The 15,721-nt window shown below is 60.0% G+C and carries 16 protein-coding genes and 2 pseudogenes; 6 read left to right on the forward strand and 12 right to left on the reverse strand.

The genetic code is table 11. The features are described 5' to 3' along the window. Window positions 1-55: 55 nt before the first annotated feature. Window positions 56-313 (reverse strand): 50S ribosomal protein L27, encoded by a 258-nt coding sequence (rpmA, locus tag LRO94_RS23980; RefSeq protein ID WP_003176049.1) that lies wholly within the window; start codon window positions 311-313, stop codon window positions 56-58. A 34-nt stretch (window positions 314-347) separates the two neighbouring features. Continuing rightward, window positions 348-662, reverse strand: a complete 315-nt coding sequence (rplU, locus tag LRO94_RS23985) for a 50S ribosomal protein L21 (RefSeq protein WP_003176051.1) — start codon at window positions 660-662, stop codon at window positions 348-350. A 239-nt stretch (window positions 663-901) separates the two neighbouring features. On the opposite strand from rplU, the gene LRO94_RS23990 reads away from it, so the two are divergent. From LRO94_RS23990 to LRO94_RS24000, 3 genes are all read left to right on the forward strand, one after another. Then, complete coding sequence (locus tag LRO94_RS23990) at window positions 902-1,870, forward strand: polyprenyl synthetase family protein (protein WP_032885595.1); 969 nt, start codon at window positions 902-904, stop codon at window positions 1,868-1,870. A gap of 194 nt (window positions 1,871-2,064) precedes the next feature. Then, window positions 2,065-2,406: a zinc ribbon domain-containing protein YjdM gene (locus LRO94_RS23995; RefSeq protein WP_179179879.1), complete on the forward strand. Its 342-nt coding sequence runs from the start codon at window positions 2,065-2,067 to the stop codon at window positions 2,404-2,406. 158 nt (window positions 2,407-2,564) lie between these two features. After that, window positions 2,565-2,822 (forward strand): PA4570 family protein, encoded by a 258-nt coding sequence (locus LRO94_RS24000; protein ID WP_003194088.1) that lies wholly within the window; start codon window positions 2,565-2,567, stop codon window positions 2,820-2,822. Between the two features lie 60 nt (window positions 2,823-2,882). On the opposite strand, the gene LRO94_RS24005 is transcribed toward LRO94_RS24000, so the two are convergent. Beyond that, window positions 2,883-3,500 carry an FKBP-type peptidyl-prolyl cis-trans isomerase gene (locus LRO94_RS24005; RefSeq protein ID WP_032885594.1) on the reverse strand — a complete coding sequence of 206 codons (618 nt, stop codon included), beginning with the start codon at window positions 3,498-3,500 and terminating at the stop codon, window positions 2,883-2,885. Between the two features lie 249 nt (window positions 3,501-3,749). On the opposite strand from LRO94_RS24005, the pseudogene LRO94_RS28155 reads away from it, so the two are divergent. Together LRO94_RS28155 and LRO94_RS28160 are read left to right on the forward strand one after the other, a co-directional pair. Further along, window positions 3,750-4,814, forward strand: a pseudogene (locus tag LRO94_RS28155) (methyl-accepting chemotaxis protein); the annotation flags it as partial. A gap of 261 nt (window positions 4,815-5,075) precedes the next feature. Continuing rightward, window positions 5,076-5,669, forward strand: a pseudogene (locus tag LRO94_RS28160) (methyl-accepting chemotaxis protein); the annotation flags it as partial. Window positions 5,670-5,779: 110 nt separating this feature from the next. Here the strand turns inward: LRO94_RS28160 and LRO94_RS24015 are convergent. The 4 genes from LRO94_RS24015 to LRO94_RS24030 are packed head-to-tail and all read right to left on the reverse strand — an operon-like array spanning window position 5,780 to window position 9,920. Beyond that, window positions 5,780-6,148: a glyoxalase superfamily protein gene (locus tag LRO94_RS24015; protein WP_032885592.1), complete on the reverse strand. Its 369-nt coding sequence runs from the start codon at window positions 6,146-6,148 to the stop codon at window positions 5,780-5,782. A gap of 29 nt (window positions 6,149-6,177) precedes the next feature. Next, window positions 6,178-7,641, reverse strand: coding sequence for an N-acyl-D-amino-acid deacylase family protein (locus tag LRO94_RS24020; RefSeq protein ID WP_095186367.1), 1,464 nt, complete (start codon window positions 7,639-7,641; stop codon window positions 6,178-6,180). Window position 7,642: 1 nt separating this feature from the next. Then, complete coding sequence (locus LRO94_RS24025; protein WP_032885590.1) at window positions 7,643-8,503, reverse strand: MurR/RpiR family transcriptional regulator; 861 nt, start codon at window positions 8,501-8,503, stop codon at window positions 7,643-7,645. Between the two features lie 13 nt (window positions 8,504-8,516). Next, window positions 8,517-9,920, reverse strand: a complete 1,404-nt coding sequence (locus LRO94_RS24030) for a GntT/GntP/DsdX family permease (protein WP_032885589.1) — start codon at window positions 9,918-9,920, stop codon at window positions 8,517-8,519. Between the two features lie 193 nt (window positions 9,921-10,113). On the opposite strand from LRO94_RS24030, the gene LRO94_RS24035 reads away from it, so the two are divergent. Then, window positions 10,114-10,494 carry a lysozyme inhibitor LprI family protein gene (locus tag LRO94_RS24035; protein WP_032885588.1) on the forward strand — a complete coding sequence of 127 codons (381 nt, stop codon included), beginning with the start codon at window positions 10,114-10,116 and terminating at the stop codon, window positions 10,492-10,494. An 84-nt stretch (window positions 10,495-10,578) separates the two neighbouring features. Here LRO94_RS24035 and LRO94_RS24040 read toward each other — a convergent pair whose 3' ends face one another. The 5 genes from LRO94_RS24040 to LRO94_RS24060 form a co-directional block, all read right to left on the reverse strand. Continuing rightward, window positions 10,579-12,024, reverse strand: coding sequence for a SulP family inorganic anion transporter (locus LRO94_RS24040; protein WP_179179878.1), 1,446 nt, complete (start codon window positions 12,022-12,024; stop codon window positions 10,579-10,581). 193 nt (window positions 12,025-12,217) lie between these two features. Further along, entirely contained in the window at window positions 12,218-13,111 is an 894-nt protein-coding gene (locus LRO94_RS24045; RefSeq protein WP_032885586.1) for an NAD-dependent epimerase/dehydratase family protein, read from the reverse strand. Between the two features lie 103 nt (window positions 13,112-13,214). After that, the gene (locus tag LRO94_RS24050) at window positions 13,215-14,111 is read right to left on the reverse strand and encodes a LysR family transcriptional regulator (protein WP_032885585.1); all 897 of its coding nucleotides are present in this window, start codon (window positions 14,109-14,111) and stop codon (window positions 13,215-13,217) included. 33 nt (window positions 14,112-14,144) lie between these two features. Then, the gene (locus LRO94_RS24055; protein WP_032885584.1) at window positions 14,145-14,735 is read right to left on the reverse strand and encodes an NAD(P)H-dependent oxidoreductase; all 591 of its coding nucleotides are present in this window, start codon (window positions 14,733-14,735) and stop codon (window positions 14,145-14,147) included. Window positions 14,736-14,854: 119 nt separating this feature from the next. Next, on the reverse strand, window positions 14,855-15,619 hold the full coding sequence (locus tag LRO94_RS24060; protein WP_179179877.1) for a sulfite exporter TauE/SafE family protein: 765 nt from the start codon (window positions 15,617-15,619) through the stop codon (window positions 14,855-14,857). Window positions 15,620-15,721 lie beyond the last annotated feature (102 nt).

Here is a 15,721-nt window from a genome sequence, read left to right on the forward strand (position 1 = left end):
CCCCACAAACGAAAAAGCCCCGTCGCGAGACAGGGCTTTTCCAGCGATTTCGCAATTAAGCTGCGACAACGCTCACGTAACGGCGGTTGAACGCGCCTTTTACTTCAAACTTGATCACGCCTTCGATTTTCGCGAAGAGGGTGTGATCTTTGCCCATGCCTACACCGTAACCGGCGTGGAATTGGGTGCCGCGCTGACGCACGATGATGTTGCCCGGAATGATTTTCTGGCCGCCATACATCTTAACGCCAAGGCGTTTGGCTTCTGAGTCGCGACCGTTACGGGTACTACCACCAGCTTTTTTGTGTGCCATGAGTCAATTCTCCTAGTGAGGAATTAGGCTGAAATTAAGCCTGAATACCGGTGATTTTGATCTCGGTGTACCACTGGCGGTGGCCCATACGCTTCATGTGGTGCTTACGACGACGGAACTTGATGATGCGGACTTTATCGTGACGACCTTGGGAGATCACTTCAGCCACAACGGTAGCGCCAGCAACAACTGGAGCGCCGATGTTCACGTCATCGCCATTGGCGACCAACAGAACGCGATCAAAAGTAACGGATTCGCCGGTAGCGATTTCCAGTTTTTCGATCTTCAGGTATTCACCTGGGGCGACCTTGTATTGCTTGCCACCAGTAACAATTACTGCGTACGACATGGTATTTCTCCGATAATCCTGCTCACCCAGCGCTTTATAAGAAGAGGTATTGGCTGGCATGGCTGCATGGGATGGACGTCCCGAATGCAATTGCGTAAGGCAGGTGCTGCCCAGGAAGTTCAGGGTGCGCGATTGTACGCAAGGTAAATGGGTGTTGCAAGTGGCCGTCCATCGCGCCTTGACACTACGGGGTCAGGGTCCTAGCATGCCGCGCAACCCTTCTGGAGCGACTGTCGCTGATGCAACCCCAAGCTTTCTACCGCGCGGTCGCGGACGATTTTAGCGCCGTCGACGGCATCATCAAGCAGCAGCTGACGTCTAAAGTGCCGCTGGTCTCCAAAATTGGCGACTATATTACGTCGGCGGGCGGTAAGCGCCTGCGTCCTTTATTAGTGTTGCTGTGCGGCAAGGCCCTGGGCCGCGAAGGCGATGACCTGCGCCTGCTGGCCGCCACCATCGAGTTCCTGCACACCGCCACCCTATTGCATGACGACGTGGTCGACATGTCCGGCATGCGCCGTGGCCGCGAGACCGCCAATGCGATGTGGGGTAACGCACCAAGTGTGCTTGTCGGCGACTTCCTGTATTCACGCTCGTTCGAAATGATGGTCGAACTGGGCTCGATGCCGGTGATGAAGATCCTGTCCCAGGCCACGCGCATCATCGCTGAAGGCGAAGTGTTGCAGCTGTCGAAGGTCCGCGACGCCAGCACCACCGAAGAAACCTACATGGAAGTGATTCGCGGCAAGACCGCGATGCTCTTTGAAGCCTCCACCCACAGCGCCGCGGCATTGTGTGGCGCGACCGCCGAACAGGCCGAAGCCCTGCGCACCTTTGGCGACCATCTGGGCGTAGCGTTCCAACTGGTAGACGACCTGCTCGACTACCGTGGCGATGCCGAGACACTGGGCAAGAACGTCGGCGACGATCTGGCCGAGGGCAAGCCGACCTTGCCGCTGATCTACACCATGCGCGAAGGCACGCCAGAACAGGCAGCTTTAGTGCGCAAGGCGATTCAGAAAGGCGGCATAGAAGACCTCGAAAGCATCCGCGCAGCCGTGGAAGCTTCGGGCTCCCTGGACTACACCGCACAACTGGCGCGTGACTACGTGGCCCGTGCGATCAAGTGCCTGGAAGCCCTGCCTGCCAGCGAATACCGGGACGCCCTGGTTGAGCTGAGTGAGTTTGCAGTCGCTCGTACGCACTAAGCCATACCTGCAGACACAGACCAATGTGGGAGGGGGCTTGCCCCCGATGACGGTGTTCAGTCGATATATGACTGGCTGATCCACCGCTATCGGGAGCAAGCCCCCTCTCACATTTGGATTTCATAGAGCCTGCAACACCACAAAACCCTATATAATGTGCGACTTTTGGCCATCCTGACCTTTAAGGAGCTTTAGTGAGCACGTTGCCACCCTGCCCGAAATGCAATTCCGAATACACCTACGAAGACGGCGCCCAGCTGATCTGCCCGGAATGCGCCCATGAGTGGTCCGCCAATGGCGAGGCCGAAGTGGCCGGCGATGAAACCGTGAAGAAAGACTCTGTGGGCAACTTCCTGCAGGACGGCGACACCATCACAGTGATCAAGGACCTCAAGGTCAAAGGCACGTCTCTGGTCGTCAAGGTCGGCACCAAGGTCAAGAACATCCGCCTGTGCGATGGCGACCACGATATCGATTGCAAGATCGACGGCATCGGCCCGATGAAGCTTAAATCCGAGTTCGTGCGCAAAGTCTGAATCTGCTGTATCCATCCCGCGCCAGCCGCGGGATGGCGTTTTGCCCTCCCCCTGACCTGCCTCAATATCCACACAGAAAAACCAAGAAACCGCCAATAGACGCTTGCTATTCTACGAATAAGAATTATTCTCATTGAAACCGATCAAGGAGATGCACCATGACTTATTTGATAGATGCCTGGCTGGACCGCCCACACCCTTACCTGCGGATACTGCATCGGGAAACCGGCGAAGTCTGTGCGGTACTGGAAGAAGAAGCGTTGAATGAATTGCAGGACCAGGGCGACCTGGACGTCAATGGCCTGAGTTCAAGTGAACCCGGTGTGCTGAAAGAGGTGGTGCGTAATTTGTTTCTGTTTTGCTATGCCCGAGCGTTGCGCCCGGCGACGGAGCTCAATGGCAAGTTTCATCCATGAGCAACCCCCTAAAACACTGTGGGAGCGAGCAGGCTCGCTCCCACAGGTAATCAGCAGGTCTTACAGAACGTCGAGCAGCTCGACGTCGAATACCAGAACGCTGTGCGGCGGAATGCTGCCAACGCCTTGAGCGCCGTAAGCCAGTTCGCTCGGCACGTACAGGCGCCATTTGCTGCCAGCATTCATCAGTTGCAGGGCTTCGGTCCAACCGGCAATCACGCCACCAACCGGGAATTCTGCTGGCTGGCCACGCTCGTAGGAGCTGTCGAACACAGTGCCGTCGATCAAGGTGCCGTGGTAGTGGGTACGGACTTGGTCTTCGCGGGTCGGCTTGGCGCCTTCACCGGCAGTCAGCACTTCAAATTGCAGGCCGGAAGCCAGGGTGGTGATGCCATCACGCTTGGCGTTTTCAGCCAGGAAGGCCAGACCAGCGCCAGCAGCGGCTTCAGCCTTGGCGGCGGCTTCGGCTTGCATGACTTCACGGATCACCTTGAAGCTGGCAGCCATTTGCTCTTGGTCAACGCGGCTTGGCGAACCTGCGAACGCGTCGGTCAGGCCAGCCAGGATTGCGTCCAGGCTCACGCCCGGTGGCGGGTTGTCGCGCAGTTGGTCGCCCAACTGACGGCCGATACCGTAGCTGACGCGGGTTTCGTCGGTGGACAGATTAACTTCGGACATGAAGAGGCTCCGCTGCAGGACAACGCGATTTCCCGCGCTGCCCAAAACTAAAAGGGCCCGCAGACTAGCACACAAGACCGCCCCTTGATGAGCCCTCAGTGGTTCTGCACACCGCTGACGACCCTTCGTCGCCACTTGAAATAAAACGCCCTTCAGATTCACATCCCGCCGCCGATACAGCGCTACACCTTGGCTGGCTCAAATAACAACACCGTCCAGCAAACAGACATCACTCTTGCGGAGCATTCGATGAACAGCTGGTTCGGTAACATCAGCGTCAACCTCAAACTGGGCCTGGGCTTCGGCCTGGTGCTTGTCCTCACCTCGATCCTGGCACTCACTGGCTGGACCAGCCTGGGCGGCCTGATCGACCGCAGCAACTGGATGAGCGACATCACCCAGCTCAACGCGTCGCTGACCAAACTGCGCATCGTGCGCCTTCAATACATGCTGGCCAACGGTGACGAAGCCGTGGCGCAGAACGTGCAGACCAGCCTCGATGCCTTCGTTGCCCAGCAACAGAAACTGCTGGACAGCTTCAAGAGCCCGGAAAACCTCAAGCTGCTCAATGAGCAGAAATCGGTCATTACTGCCTACCAGCAATCCCTGAACAAAATGCGCGAGGCTTACCGTAACGGCAATGCCTCTCGCCAAGTGATGGGCGACAAGGCCGACAGCGCCAACGCCCAGATCGACGCGCTGGAAGCCAGCGTGAAGCAGATGCCTGACAGCGCGGAGCACTTTGCTCAGTTCCAGGCCGTGGCCGACGCCAAGATGCAATTCCAACTGGCCCGCTACGAAGTGCGCGGCTACACCGGCAACGTCAGCCCGGATACCGAAGCCCGCGCTGCCGCACAGATCGACAAAGCCATTGCCAGCTTGAAAGACCTCAGTGCCGCCTTTGGCGCCAGCCAGCAAAGCGCGCTGACCGCGCTGGAAACCGCTCTTGGCGCCTACCGCACGGCTGTCCAGAACTACAAAGTGGCCAACGCCAATATCGTTGCTGCTCGCGCAGAAATGACCACCCAAGGCACTGATATCGTCAACATCAGCGACAAGCTCTACGAGATCCAGTTGGATCGCCGCGACGCCGAAAGCGCCCAGGCCCGTAGCCTGCAATTGATCAGCACCTTGCTGGCCCTGCTGGTTGGCATCATTGCCGCGCTGGTCATCACCCGCCAGATCACTCGCCCGATCCAGGAAACCCTGGCCGTGGTTGAACGCATTGCCTCCGGCGATTTGAGCCACAACATCCAGGTCACCCGCCGCGATGAGCTGGGCGTGCTGCAACAAGGCATCCAGCGCATGGGCACCACCTTGCGTGAATTGATCAGCGGTATTCGTGACGGCGTGACCCAGATCGCCAGCGCCGCCGAAGAACTATCGGCCGTGACCGAGCAGACCAGTGCCGGCGTGAACAGCCAGAAGATCGAGACCGATCAAGTCGCCACCGCGATGCATGAAATGACCGCTACCGTGCAGGAAGTCGCGCGCAATGCCGAACAGGCTTCCCTGGCCGCTGCCGATGCCGACGGCCAAGCCCGTGCAGGCGACAAAGTGGTGGCCGAAGCCATTGCCCAGATCGAACGCCTGGCCGCCGAAGTGGCGCGTTCCACCGACGCCATGAGCCATCTGCAACAAGAGAGCAACAAGATCGGCAGCGTGATGGACGTGATCAAAGCCGTAGCCGAACAAACCAACCTGCTGGCCCTCAACGCCGCCATCGAAGCAGCACGCGCCGGTGAAGCCGGTCGCGGGTTTGCCGTGGTCGCCGACGAAGTGCGCGGCCTGGCCCAACGCACGCAAAAATCCACCGAAGAAATCGAAGGTCTGGTCGCCGGTTTGCAGAACGGCACCCAGCAAGTGGCCAATGTGATGAACAACAGCCGCAGCCTCACCGACAGCAGCGTGGAGCTGACGCGCAAAGCCGGTGTTTCCCTGGAAAACATCACCCGTACGGTGTCGAACATCCAGTCGATGAACCAGCAGATCGCCGCCGCCGCCGAGCAACAAAGCGCCGTGGCCGAAGAGATCAGCCGCAGCATCGTCAATGTACGTGACGTGTCGGAACAGACCGCCACCGCCAGTGACGAGACGGCCAAATCGAGTGTGGAACTGGCACGTTTGGGCAGCCAGTTGCAGCAGATGGTCAGCCATTTCCGGGTTTAAGAATCGCTGCGATACCTGACCCGCCACAGATGCAGCCCCAGCCAAAAGCTGGGGCTGCAATAAAAAACCGCCCTACTAAGGCGGTTTTTTTATTGTCTGCGATTGGCCTCTCAGCCCTCGCCTTCCTCAACAAACACCACACGATTCCCAAATGGATCCTTGATGCTCATCTCCCGCGATCCCCAAGGCGTTTCTTCAACGCTGGGCTTGGCATAACGGTAATCCTTAGCCTGCAATTGCTGCTGGTAGGCATCTACCCCTTGCGCCTGAATCCGCACCGCCGCGCCCGGCGAAGCGTCGCCATGATGCTCGGACAGATGCAGCACGCACTCGCCCAAGGATACTTGCAGGTACAACGGGTAATTCGCCTCGAAACGATGCTGCCAATCAACCTTGAACCCAAGGAACTCCACATAGAATTCCAACGCCTTGGTCTCGTCGAAAATCCGCAGGATAGGGGTGACTTTTCCTAAGTGCATGGCAACCGCTCCGTTTTTGAGATCGCCCACTATAGAGCGCTGAACCCCCGACGCAAATCTCCCTGGCGAGCCAGGAATCGTCCTGGGCGCTGACCATTGGCCTGTCCATCGCTGTAGCTCAACACGCCATTGACCCACACACCATCAATGCCCTCTGCCGCCTGCTCTGGATTTTTGAAATCCGCCACATCCCGCACCCGCAACGGGTCGAACAACACCAGGTCCGCCCAGTGCCCTTCGCGAATTTCACCCCGCTCGACCAGGCCGAAACGCGCCGCCGACAAGCCGGTCATCTTGTGCACGGCGGTATGCAACGGGAACAACCCGATATCCCGGCTGAAATGCCCCAACACCCGTGGGAACGCACCCCACAAGCGTGGATGGGGAAACGGGTCTTCAGGCAAGCCATCCGACCCCACCATCGACAATGGATGCGCGAGGATGCGTCGTACATCCGCTTCATCCATCCCGTAGTACACCGCACCCGCAGGCTGCAGACGGCGGGCGGCGTCCATCAAGGAGACGTCCCATTCGCCGGCAATGTCCTGCAAATCTCGCCCGCCCATGTCCGGATGGGGCGTGGACCACGTAATGGTGATGCGAAACGCATCGGTCACTTGCTTCAAATCCAGGGTCGAAGAACTGGCTGCGTAGGGATAACAGTCACATCCCACCGGATGGGTTTTCGCCGCCTGCTCCAGAGCGGCCAGCAGCTGCGGACTGCGCCCCCAGTTACCCGCCCCGGCGCATTTGAGGTGGGAAATAATCACCGGCACCTTGGCGTGCCGGCCGATCAGAAAAGCTTCGTCCATCGCCTCCAGCACCGGCTCGAATTCGCTGCGCAGATGGGTGGTGTACACCGCACCGTAGGCTGTGAGTTCTTCACTCAGTTGCAGCACTTCATCGGTCTCGGCATTGAACGCGCTGGCGTAGGCCAGGCCTGTGGATAAGCCGAGGGCGCCGGCTTCAAGACTCTCTTGTAACTGCACGCGCATGGCGGTGATTTCATCCGGTGTGGCGGTGCGATGCAGATCGTCCATGTGGTTGCTGCGCAGCGCCGTGTGGCCGATCAATGCCGCGACGTTGAGCGCTGGATGGGCGCTTTCAACGGCGCTGCGATAGTCGCTGAAACGGGGATATACAAACGCCGCAGCGCTGCCCAGCAGGTTCATCGGGTCCGGCGGGTCGTTGCGTAAACTCACCGGCGAAGCGCTGATGCCACAGTTGCCGACAATCACCGTGGTCACGCCCTGACTGAGCTTGGGCAGCATCTGCGGATGACGGATCACAACGGTGTCGTCGTGGGTATGGACATCGATAAACCCCGGCGCCAACACGCGGCCGGTGGCGTCGATTTCATGCTCGGCCGTCGCAGCAGACAGATCACCGATTGTCTCGATACGCCCATCGCGCAGCCCCACATCCGCGACATAACCGGGTGTGTTGCTGCCATCGATGATCAGCGCGTGGCGAATCAGCGTGTCGTACTTCATATCAGTCTCCAAGCGGCAAGCTATCGGGGCCGCCGCGATAATCGTCCAGGGCCAGTTTGATCCGGCGCAGGCGTTCCTGGTTGTCGTCCGGCAGGGCCAGCGCCAACTCGGTAGCGAGCAGGTCGATGGCCAGCAGCAGGCCGTAGCGCGCTGCGGTGGGTTTGTAGATAAAGCTGGTTTCGGCTGGTTGCAGCGGTAACAGGACATCCGCCAATCGCGCCAGGGGGGAATCGGCCAAGGTGATAGCGATGATGCGGGCGTCGTAGTTGCGCGCCAGGTCCACCACGTCCAGCAGTTCCGGCGTAATACCGGTCAGCGAACAGACGATCAGCGCATGTTCCGGCCCCAAGGTGGCGGCCGTGACGCGCATCATCACCGGGTCATGGCAAGCGGCAATCGGGTAGCCCAGGCGGACAAGGCGCACCTGTAACTCGTCGCTGCACAGACTCGACGGGCCGCCCATGCCGAACGCGTGGATCATCCGGGCCTTGCTCAGCAGGCTGACCGCATCGGCGAAACTCGCCTGGTTGAACCCCGACAAGTGCTGACGCAACGTCGCCTCGATATCACCGAGAATCTGCCGGTGAAACGCCGACTGTTCGGGCAACCCCGCCGGGTCCAGGAAACGGCTGCCGACGCCGCTGGCTTGGGCCAGTTGCAGGCGCAAATCGCGTAGATCGCGGCAACCGACGCTGCGTGCAAACCGCGACAAGGTCGCCGTACTGACTTCAGCCCGTTGGGACAACTCATCCAGGCTGGCCGACGCCGCAAAACCCACATCATCGAGCATCAGCTTGGCGATACGCCCTTCGCCGGCGCTGAAAGAAGCCTGGCGGGCGCGGATCTGGTAGAGGATGTCCATGGGGGGCTCCGGGTTACAAAATACAGGACAGACCGTAAGTCAGACCGAAGGCAACCACAGAGATCAGAGTCTCCAATACGGTCCAGGTCTTGAAGGTCTGGATTACCGTCATATTGAAGTATTCCTTGATCAGCCAGAAGCCGCCGTCATTCACGTGAGAAAAGATCACCGAGCCCGCACCGGTGGCCAGCACCAGTAATTCAGGGTGTGGATAACCCAAGCCCATGGCGACGGGCGCGACCACGCCGGACGCCGTCGTCATGGCCACCGTGGCCGAGCCGGTCGCAATGCGCATCAACGCCGCGAACAGCCAGCCCATCACCAGGGGCGACAGTTGGAACGCATTGGCAAGGCCGAGAATTTCATTGGTCACCCCAGCGTCCACCAGGATGCGATTCAAACCGCCGCCCGCCCCCACCAGCAAGGTGATGCTGGCCGTCGGCGCCAGGCATTCGTTGGTGAACTTGAGGATCGATTCGCGGTTGAAGCCTTGGGCCAGCCCCAAGGTCCAGAAGCTCACCAAGGTCGCCACCAGCAACGCGATGACCGAGTTGCCGATAAACAAGAGGAACTGGTTGAAACCGGTCCCCGGCGTAGAGATTACGTTGGCCCATCCGCCGATCATCATCAGCACCACCGGCAACAGGATGGTGCCCATGGTCAGGGCAAAACTCGGCAAACGGGTGCGCGGTTCACGCTCGATAAATTGGCGTTCCAGCGGGTTTTCTGCCGGCAGGTGGATGTGCGGCACGATGAACTTGGCGTAGACAGGCCCTGCAATGATCGCCGTGGGGATACCGATCAGAATCGCATACAGCACCGTCTGCCCCACCGACGCGTTATACGCCAGCACGGCCATCATCGCCGCCGGATGCGGCGGCACCAGCGCGTGTACCACCGACAAACCGGCGACCATCGGCAAGCCGACCATCAAAATCGACACGCCTACGCGTCGGGCGACGGTAAAGGCGATGGGCACCAGCAACACAAAACCCACCTCGAAAAACAGCGGCAACCCCACCAGAAAGGCAATGCACACCATCGCCCAATGGGCATTGCGCTCGCCAAAACGATTGATCAGCGTGCGCGCCACCTGCTCGGCGCCACCGGACTCGGCCATCATCTTGCCGAGCATGGTGCCCAGCGCCACAACGAGCGCGATGTGCCCAAGGGTCTTGCCAACACCCGCCTCGTAGGAGCCCATGATGGTGTCCGCCGGCATCCCGGCCATCAGCGCCAGGCCGATGGATACCAGGGTGATGACGATAAACGGGTTGAGTCGGTAACGTGCAATCAGCACGATCAAAGCAATGATGGCGATGGCAGCGTATGCCAACAGCCCGAAGCCCGGTGATGCGGCCATGCGGTACTCCTCGGAAAGGGTCACGTCGAATTGGTTGTGAAACTCATAAATCATTACCGAGGAGCATTTTCAAATTTTATGAAAGTAAGTTTCGCCCACAGACAAGCGCTGTCGCGTTGGGACATGCCCTACACCTGCGTATGAAAATTGGGGGGCTGTTCTTACATGAAGATCAGAGAAGACCGGAAACTCAGCCCTGCGGGCTGAGTCATAGAATGCACACCCACTGTTGCCAGGAAAATCGAGCATGATTCGCACCACATTCGCCGCTGGCGTCCTGCTTCTCGCCGTATGCGGCACTGCCGCCGCTGCCGACAACCCGGCGCTGAAAAAATGCATGGACGGCGCCAACACCACTGCCGATATGGTCAGCTGCAACGTCAAGGAAACCAAGGTGCAAGACACGCGCCTGAACAAAGCCTACAAGACCGCCATCGCCGCCCTGGAAGGCACGCGCCAGCAGCAACTGCAGGACCTGCAGCGCCTGTGGATCAAATACCGTGACGCCAATTGCGCCTTCGCCGGCTCCGCCACCGGCGGCACCATCGACCAAGTCAACGGTTCCGGCTGCGTGCTGGACATGACCCAGACCCGCGCCCAGGAATTGGAAGACCTGGTCGGGCCGTAATGTTGTGGCGAGAGAGCTTGCTCCCGTTGGGCTGCGCAGCGGTCGCAAATCTTGGTAGTAAGCGCCCTCGCCTAAGAGGCTCAATTAGTCGTGATGCACCCGCGCACGCTTGAGCAACTTCTTGCAGCGCTCAGACAAATGCAACACCCGCAGATGCTTGCCGGCCTTGGTATAACGCTCGCGCAAGGTCATCAGCGCGGCAATCGCTGAGTAGTCGACAAAGCTCAGGTGACGACAATCCAGCGTCACCTGATCCGGGTCATTGGCCGGGTCAAACTGGTTCAAAAACGGCGTGGTCGAGGCAAAGAACAACGTGCCGTGCAGGCGATAGAGCTTGCTACCGTCGGCTTCCAGGTGCTCATCCGCGTACAACTCACGGGCCTGTTGCCAAGCGAAGTTGAGCGCGGCGATCACGATACCGCACAGCACGGCAGTGGCCAGGTCGGTAAATACGGTGATCACCGTCACCGCAATAATCACCAGCACATCATTGAGCGGCACTTTGTTGATCACCCGCAGCGACGCCCAGGCGAAGGTCTGCTGGGACACCACGAACATCACCCCCACCAGCGCCGCCAGCGGGATCCGCTCAATCAGCGGTGACAGAAACAGAATGAACAACAGAATCATCACCCCGGCAAACACCCCGGAGAAGCGCCCACGTCCGCCGGAGCTGAGGTTGATCACGGTTTGCCCGATCATCGCGCAACCGCCCATGCCGCCGAAGAGGCCCGAGACCATATTCGCCGCACCCAACGCCACGCTTTCGCGATCAGGATAGCCGCGGGTTTCGGTGATTTCGTCGGTAAGGTTCAGGGTCAGCAGGGTTTCCAGCAGGCCGACCATGGCCATCAAGAAAGCGTAGGGCGCGATGATGCCGAGGGTTTCCAGGGTCCAGCGGATCTGTGGCAACGCGAAGGTCGGCAGGCCACCGGCGATGTGGGCCATGTCGCCGAGGGTGCGGGTTGGCAGACCGAGCAGGTACACCGCCAGGCCCACGCCGAGGATCGCCACCAAGGCCGGCGGTACCGCGCGGGTGAGGCGCGGCAGCAGGTAGACAATGGCCATGGTCGCCGCCACCAGCCCGGTCATCACATACAACGGCGTGCCGCTGAGCCAGGTTTCACCACTCTTGAAATGCTCCAACTGCGCCAGGGCAATGATGATCGCCAGGCCGTTGACGAACCCGAGCATCACCGAATGCGGCACCATGCGCACCAGCTTGCCCAGGCGCAGCAGGCCGAAGGCGACCATGATCAACCCGCCCAGCAGCACCGTTGCCAGCAAATATTCCACGCCGTGCTGCACCACCAACGCGACGATCACCACCGCCATCGAGCCCGCCGCGCCGGAGACCATACCGGGCCGACCGCCGAACAAGGCCGTCAGGGTGCAGATGATAAAGGCGCCGTATAGGCCCATCAGCGGATTAAGGTGAGCCACCAGAGCAAAGGCGATGCATTCGGGCAGCAGCGCGAAAGACGTGGTGAGGCCGGCCAGGGCATCGGCGCGCAGTCGGGTGAGGTTCATGAGGTACCAGGGAGTTGCGGGGGATAAGGCGGGGAATGGTACGGAAATGAGCGGGGTGGGGCTAGTCTGGAAGACCGAGTGGTCGCCATCGGGGGCAAGCCCCCTCCCACACTTGGCCGTGTTCCAGTTTTGGAACGCATTCTAATGCGGGAGGTGGCTTGCTCCCGATGGCCGACTCGGTCTCAAGCGAACATCACACCATTTCGTGACGAATCCACTCAACCACCGACGTGCGCTTTGGTGCCCAGCCCAGCAGTTCGCGGGCATGCTTGCCGCGCACCCGACTGTTCGAACCCAGACCGTAATTGGCCATTTCATAACCCCACTCGGCTTCAGCCTCGGCCAATGGCCAGTCCTGCGGCTTGCCCAGCTTCAGCGCGTCAGCGATGGCCGTGGTCATGTCGACAAACGCCGCTTCGCTGCTTTCCACAAAGTAGAACGTGCCCGGTACGTTCTTCGTCAGCGCCAGCAGGTACAACGCAACCACGTCTTCGATGTGCACGTTGGACCAGATGTTCTGCCCTGTGCCCACATGGCGCACCACCCCACTCTTGCGCGCCTGCTTGAGCAAGCGCGGCAATTGCACGCTGTCACGCTGTACGCCCAGGCTGTGGCCGTAGATCAGGGTGTTGCAGATCACCGCCGAATTCACGCCGTCCTGGGCGGCAGCCAGGATCAGGTTGTCGATGGCCACACGCGCGGCCTTGTCGACGGTCGGCTCCGGCAGGTTGTCTTCGAAATAGATCACGTCGCTGGCCTTACCGCCCGACGCATCGCCCACGATGCTCGAACCGCTGGTGTGCAGGAACGGCTTGTTTGATCCCTGCAAGGCGGTCAACAGCGTTTCTACCGCAGCACGATGGTCGCTGCTGGCGGCGTTGATCACCGCATCGGCCTTGTGCGCTTGCTCGGTAAGCACGGCAGCGTCATCGAGGCTGCCGATCACCGGAGCGATGCCCAGGGCCGTCAGCTCAGCCGCTTGCTCGGCGCTGCGTACCAGGCCGGTGACGTGATGGCCGGCCTTGACCAGGCCGGTGGCAATCGAACCGCCGATAAAACCTGCGGCGCCGGTAACGAATACGTTCATGGAGATTTCTCCTGACTGGGTAAGTGATAGGCCCAGTATCCCGGCTCCACCCTTACCGAATAAGCCCCTGACGCCCAATTCAATCTTGCGTGGCAGTCACGAATCAGCAGGCATACCGCGCCAGTTTGGCCTGGATAAAGTCCAGGAAGCACTGGATGCGCAACGCTAACTGCGAGTTACGGTAGAAGACCGCGTGGATCGGCTGGCGATAACCGCTGTTGAAGGCTTCCAGCACCGGCACCAGGCGGCCGGCGTCGATGTCGGCGCTGGTCATGAAGTTCGACAGGCAACAAATACCCTGCCCCTCCAGCGCCAACTGGCGCAGGGTTTCGCCGCTGGAGGCAGCGATGCTCGGCTGAATCAGCCAGCGGTCACCCTCCACATGGCGCAGCGGCCAGTGGTTGAGGGTTTCGGTCTGACTGAAGCCGAGCAACGTGTGGTCAGCCAACTCGGCCACCGTGGTGGGCGCGCCGTATTGCTTAAGGTATTCAGGGCTGACCAGGATATGCAGCGGCGTACAACCGAGGGAACGCGCATGCAAGGTCGAGTCGGCCAGGGCGCCGATGCGAATGGCGATGTCGGTGCTCTGTTCCAGCAGGTCGATGATCAAGTCATCGCTGTTCAACTCCAACTGGATCTGCGGGTACAAGCTGCGAAACTCGGCAATGTACGGCACGATCCCATGCAGCATGAACGGCACGGCCGCGTTGATACGCAGCCGCCCGGCAGGGTTCTTCTGACGTGACGACAGGCGCTCTTCCAGCTCATCCATCTGCGCCAGGATCAGCTTGGCCTGTTCGAAGAAATACTTGCCCTCTTCGGTCAGGTCCATGCGTCGCGTGGTGCGGTTGATCAGCGTGGTGTCGAGCTTGGCTTCCAGGCGCGACAAGGTACGGCTGACCGCCGACGGCGTCTGCCCGACCTGCTCCGCCGCTGCGGAAATCGAGCCGCACTCGATGACGCTGACGAAGATCTGTAGCTCATCGGATCGGGCTTTCACGGACGGTCCTCGTTATCGGTTCAGTGCAGCTTATTACACCGAGAGCTTGAACACCTGCGCCAGATGCTGCTCATAGCGCGCCACGTCTGCCTCGATGGCTGGGCGTTTCATCACGTCCACGCACAAAAAGGTCGGCAAGCCGGTCATGCCGAGGAACTCGTGGGCCTTGTGGAATGGGAAGTACACCGCGTCCACGCCCTTGGCTTCGAAGAAATCGCTCGGGTCGTCGAAGGCTTGCTGCGGTGCGTTCCAGGTCAGGGACAGCATGTACTGCTTGCCCTGGATCAGGCCGCCACTGCCGTATTTCTGCGAGGCATCGGAACGGGTGCGACCGTCGCTGGCGTACAGGCTGCCATGGCCTTCGGTGAAGACTTCGTCGATGTACTTCTTGACGATCCACGGCGCCCCCATCCACCAACCAGGCATCTGGTAGATGATCACGTCGGCCCAGAGGAACTTGGCCACCTCTTCGGCCACGTCGTAGCCTTCGTCGATATGGGTGACTTTAACGTCGATACCGCCTCGATCCAGCACAGCCAGGGCGGTTTCATGCAGGGTGGTGTTGTAGCGGCCATCGGAGTGGGCGAACTTTTTGCCGCCGTTGAGCAGGAGTACTTTTTTCATGGGAGGGGATCCAGAAGGTTGAAAATGTCTGGACGCAGACTATCGGCCCTGACCCTTCGGAATAAGCCGTCACCCGGCAAAATACCTTTGATCAAAAAGCACGAATACCCATGAGATTGTTAACCACTGATCAGCAGATGACAGCCCAACAGGGCCATGCCGATGAAAAATACCCGCTTGAATAACACCGCACTGATGCGCTGGCGCAGCGCTTGGCCCAGCCACATGCCCAGCAGCGCCGGCACCAGCGCGAGCAGCGAGGCACTCACTTCACCGCCGCCCAAGGTGCCACGCCAAGCCAATCCCGCCGCCAGCGCCAGCGTCGACACGGTGAACGACAGGCCGAGGGCCTGTACCAACTGATCGCGACTCAGGCCCAAGGCTTGCAAATACGGCACCGCAGGAATCACGAACACGCCAGTGGCCGAGGTGATCAAGCCGGTGATCAGCCCACACAACGGGCCCAACCAGCGTTCGGTCTGCGGCTTGACCTTGAAGGTGGGCAAAAACAACCCGCTCAACGCATACACCAGCAACGCCGCGCCCAGCGCGCGCACCACCCAGTGCCCACCTTCCATGCCAAGCCACACCGTACCCAGCCCGGTGCCGAGGAAAATCAGCACGAGCATCGGCCAAAGGCGTTTGAGCAAGCCACTCAGGTGCCCGCCGAATGCCAGTTGCCAAAGGTTGGTGACCGTTGAAGGAATGATCAGCAACGTCGCAGCCTGCGCCGGCAACATAGCCAAGCCGAGCATGCCCATGGCGACTGTCGGTAAGCCGAGGCCGATTACTCCTTTGACGGTGCCCGCCAGCAGGAACGTGCCAATCACCAGCAAAGTAACGGCGGGACCGAGGTTTTGGTAGAACGCAAGGAAGGTAATCATGGGCAGAGTGTGCGACTTTTCGATGCGCTCTGAAATTCGCCATATACTGAGGCAGCCTCTTGTTTAGCAAGAGCCTTGGGGCCGCATCGGGGGCAAGTCCCC

The organism is Pseudomonas sivasensis (assembly GCF_021391435.1).
GTDB classification, from domain to species: Bacteria; Pseudomonadota; Gammaproteobacteria; order Pseudomonadales; family Pseudomonadaceae; genus Aquipseudomonas; species Aquipseudomonas sivasensis.

Bases quoted from the DNA above. Each gene is read 5' to 3' on its own strand.
- rpmA (WP_003176049.1), bottom strand. From the start codon at position 313: ATGGCACACAAAAAAGCTGGTGGTAGTACCCGTAACGGTCGCGACTCA.
- rplU (WP_003176051.1), bottom strand. From the start codon at position 662: ATGTCGTACGCAGTAATTGTTACTGGTGGCAAGCAATACAAGGTCGCC.
- LRO94_RS23990 (WP_032885595.1), top strand. From the start codon at position 902: ATGCAACCCCAAGCTTTCTACCGCGCGGTCGCGGACGATTTTAGCGCC.
- LRO94_RS24000 (WP_003194088.1), top strand. From the start codon at position 2,565: ATGACTTATTTGATAGATGCCTGGCTGGACCGCCCACACCCTTACCTG.
- LRO94_RS24005 (WP_032885594.1), bottom strand. From the start codon at position 3,500: ATGTCCGAAGTTAATCTGTCCACCGACGAAACCCGCGTCAGCTACGGT.
- LRO94_RS24015 (WP_032885592.1), bottom strand. From the start codon at position 6,148: ATGCACTTAGGAAAAGTCACCCCTATCCTGCGGATTTTCGACGAGACC.
- LRO94_RS24020 (WP_095186367.1), bottom strand. From the start codon at position 7,641: ATGAAGTACGACACGCTGATTCGCCACGCGCTGATCATCGATGGCAGC.
- LRO94_RS24025 (WP_032885590.1), bottom strand. From the start codon at position 8,503: ATGGACATCCTCTACCAGATCCGCGCCCGCCAGGCTTCTTTCAGCGCC.
- LRO94_RS24030 (WP_032885589.1), bottom strand. From the start codon at position 9,920: ATGATTTATGAGTTTCACAACCAATTCGACGTGACCCTTTCCGAGGAG.
- LRO94_RS24035 (WP_032885588.1), top strand. From the start codon at position 10,114: ATGATTCGCACCACATTCGCCGCTGGCGTCCTGCTTCTCGCCGTATGC.
- LRO94_RS24040 (WP_179179878.1), bottom strand. From the start codon at position 12,024: ATGAACCTCACCCGACTGCGCGCCGATGCCCTGGCCGGCCTCACCACG.
- LRO94_RS24045 (WP_032885586.1), bottom strand. From the start codon at position 13,111: ATGAACGTATTCGTTACCGGCGCCGCAGGTTTTATCGGCGGTTCGATT.
- LRO94_RS24055 (WP_032885584.1), bottom strand. From the start codon at position 14,735: ATGAAAAAAGTACTCCTGCTCAACGGCGGCAAAAAGTTCGCCCACTCC.
- LRO94_RS24060 (WP_179179877.1), bottom strand. From the start codon at position 15,619: ATGATTACCTTCCTTGCGTTCTACCAAAACCTCGGTCCCGCCGTTACT.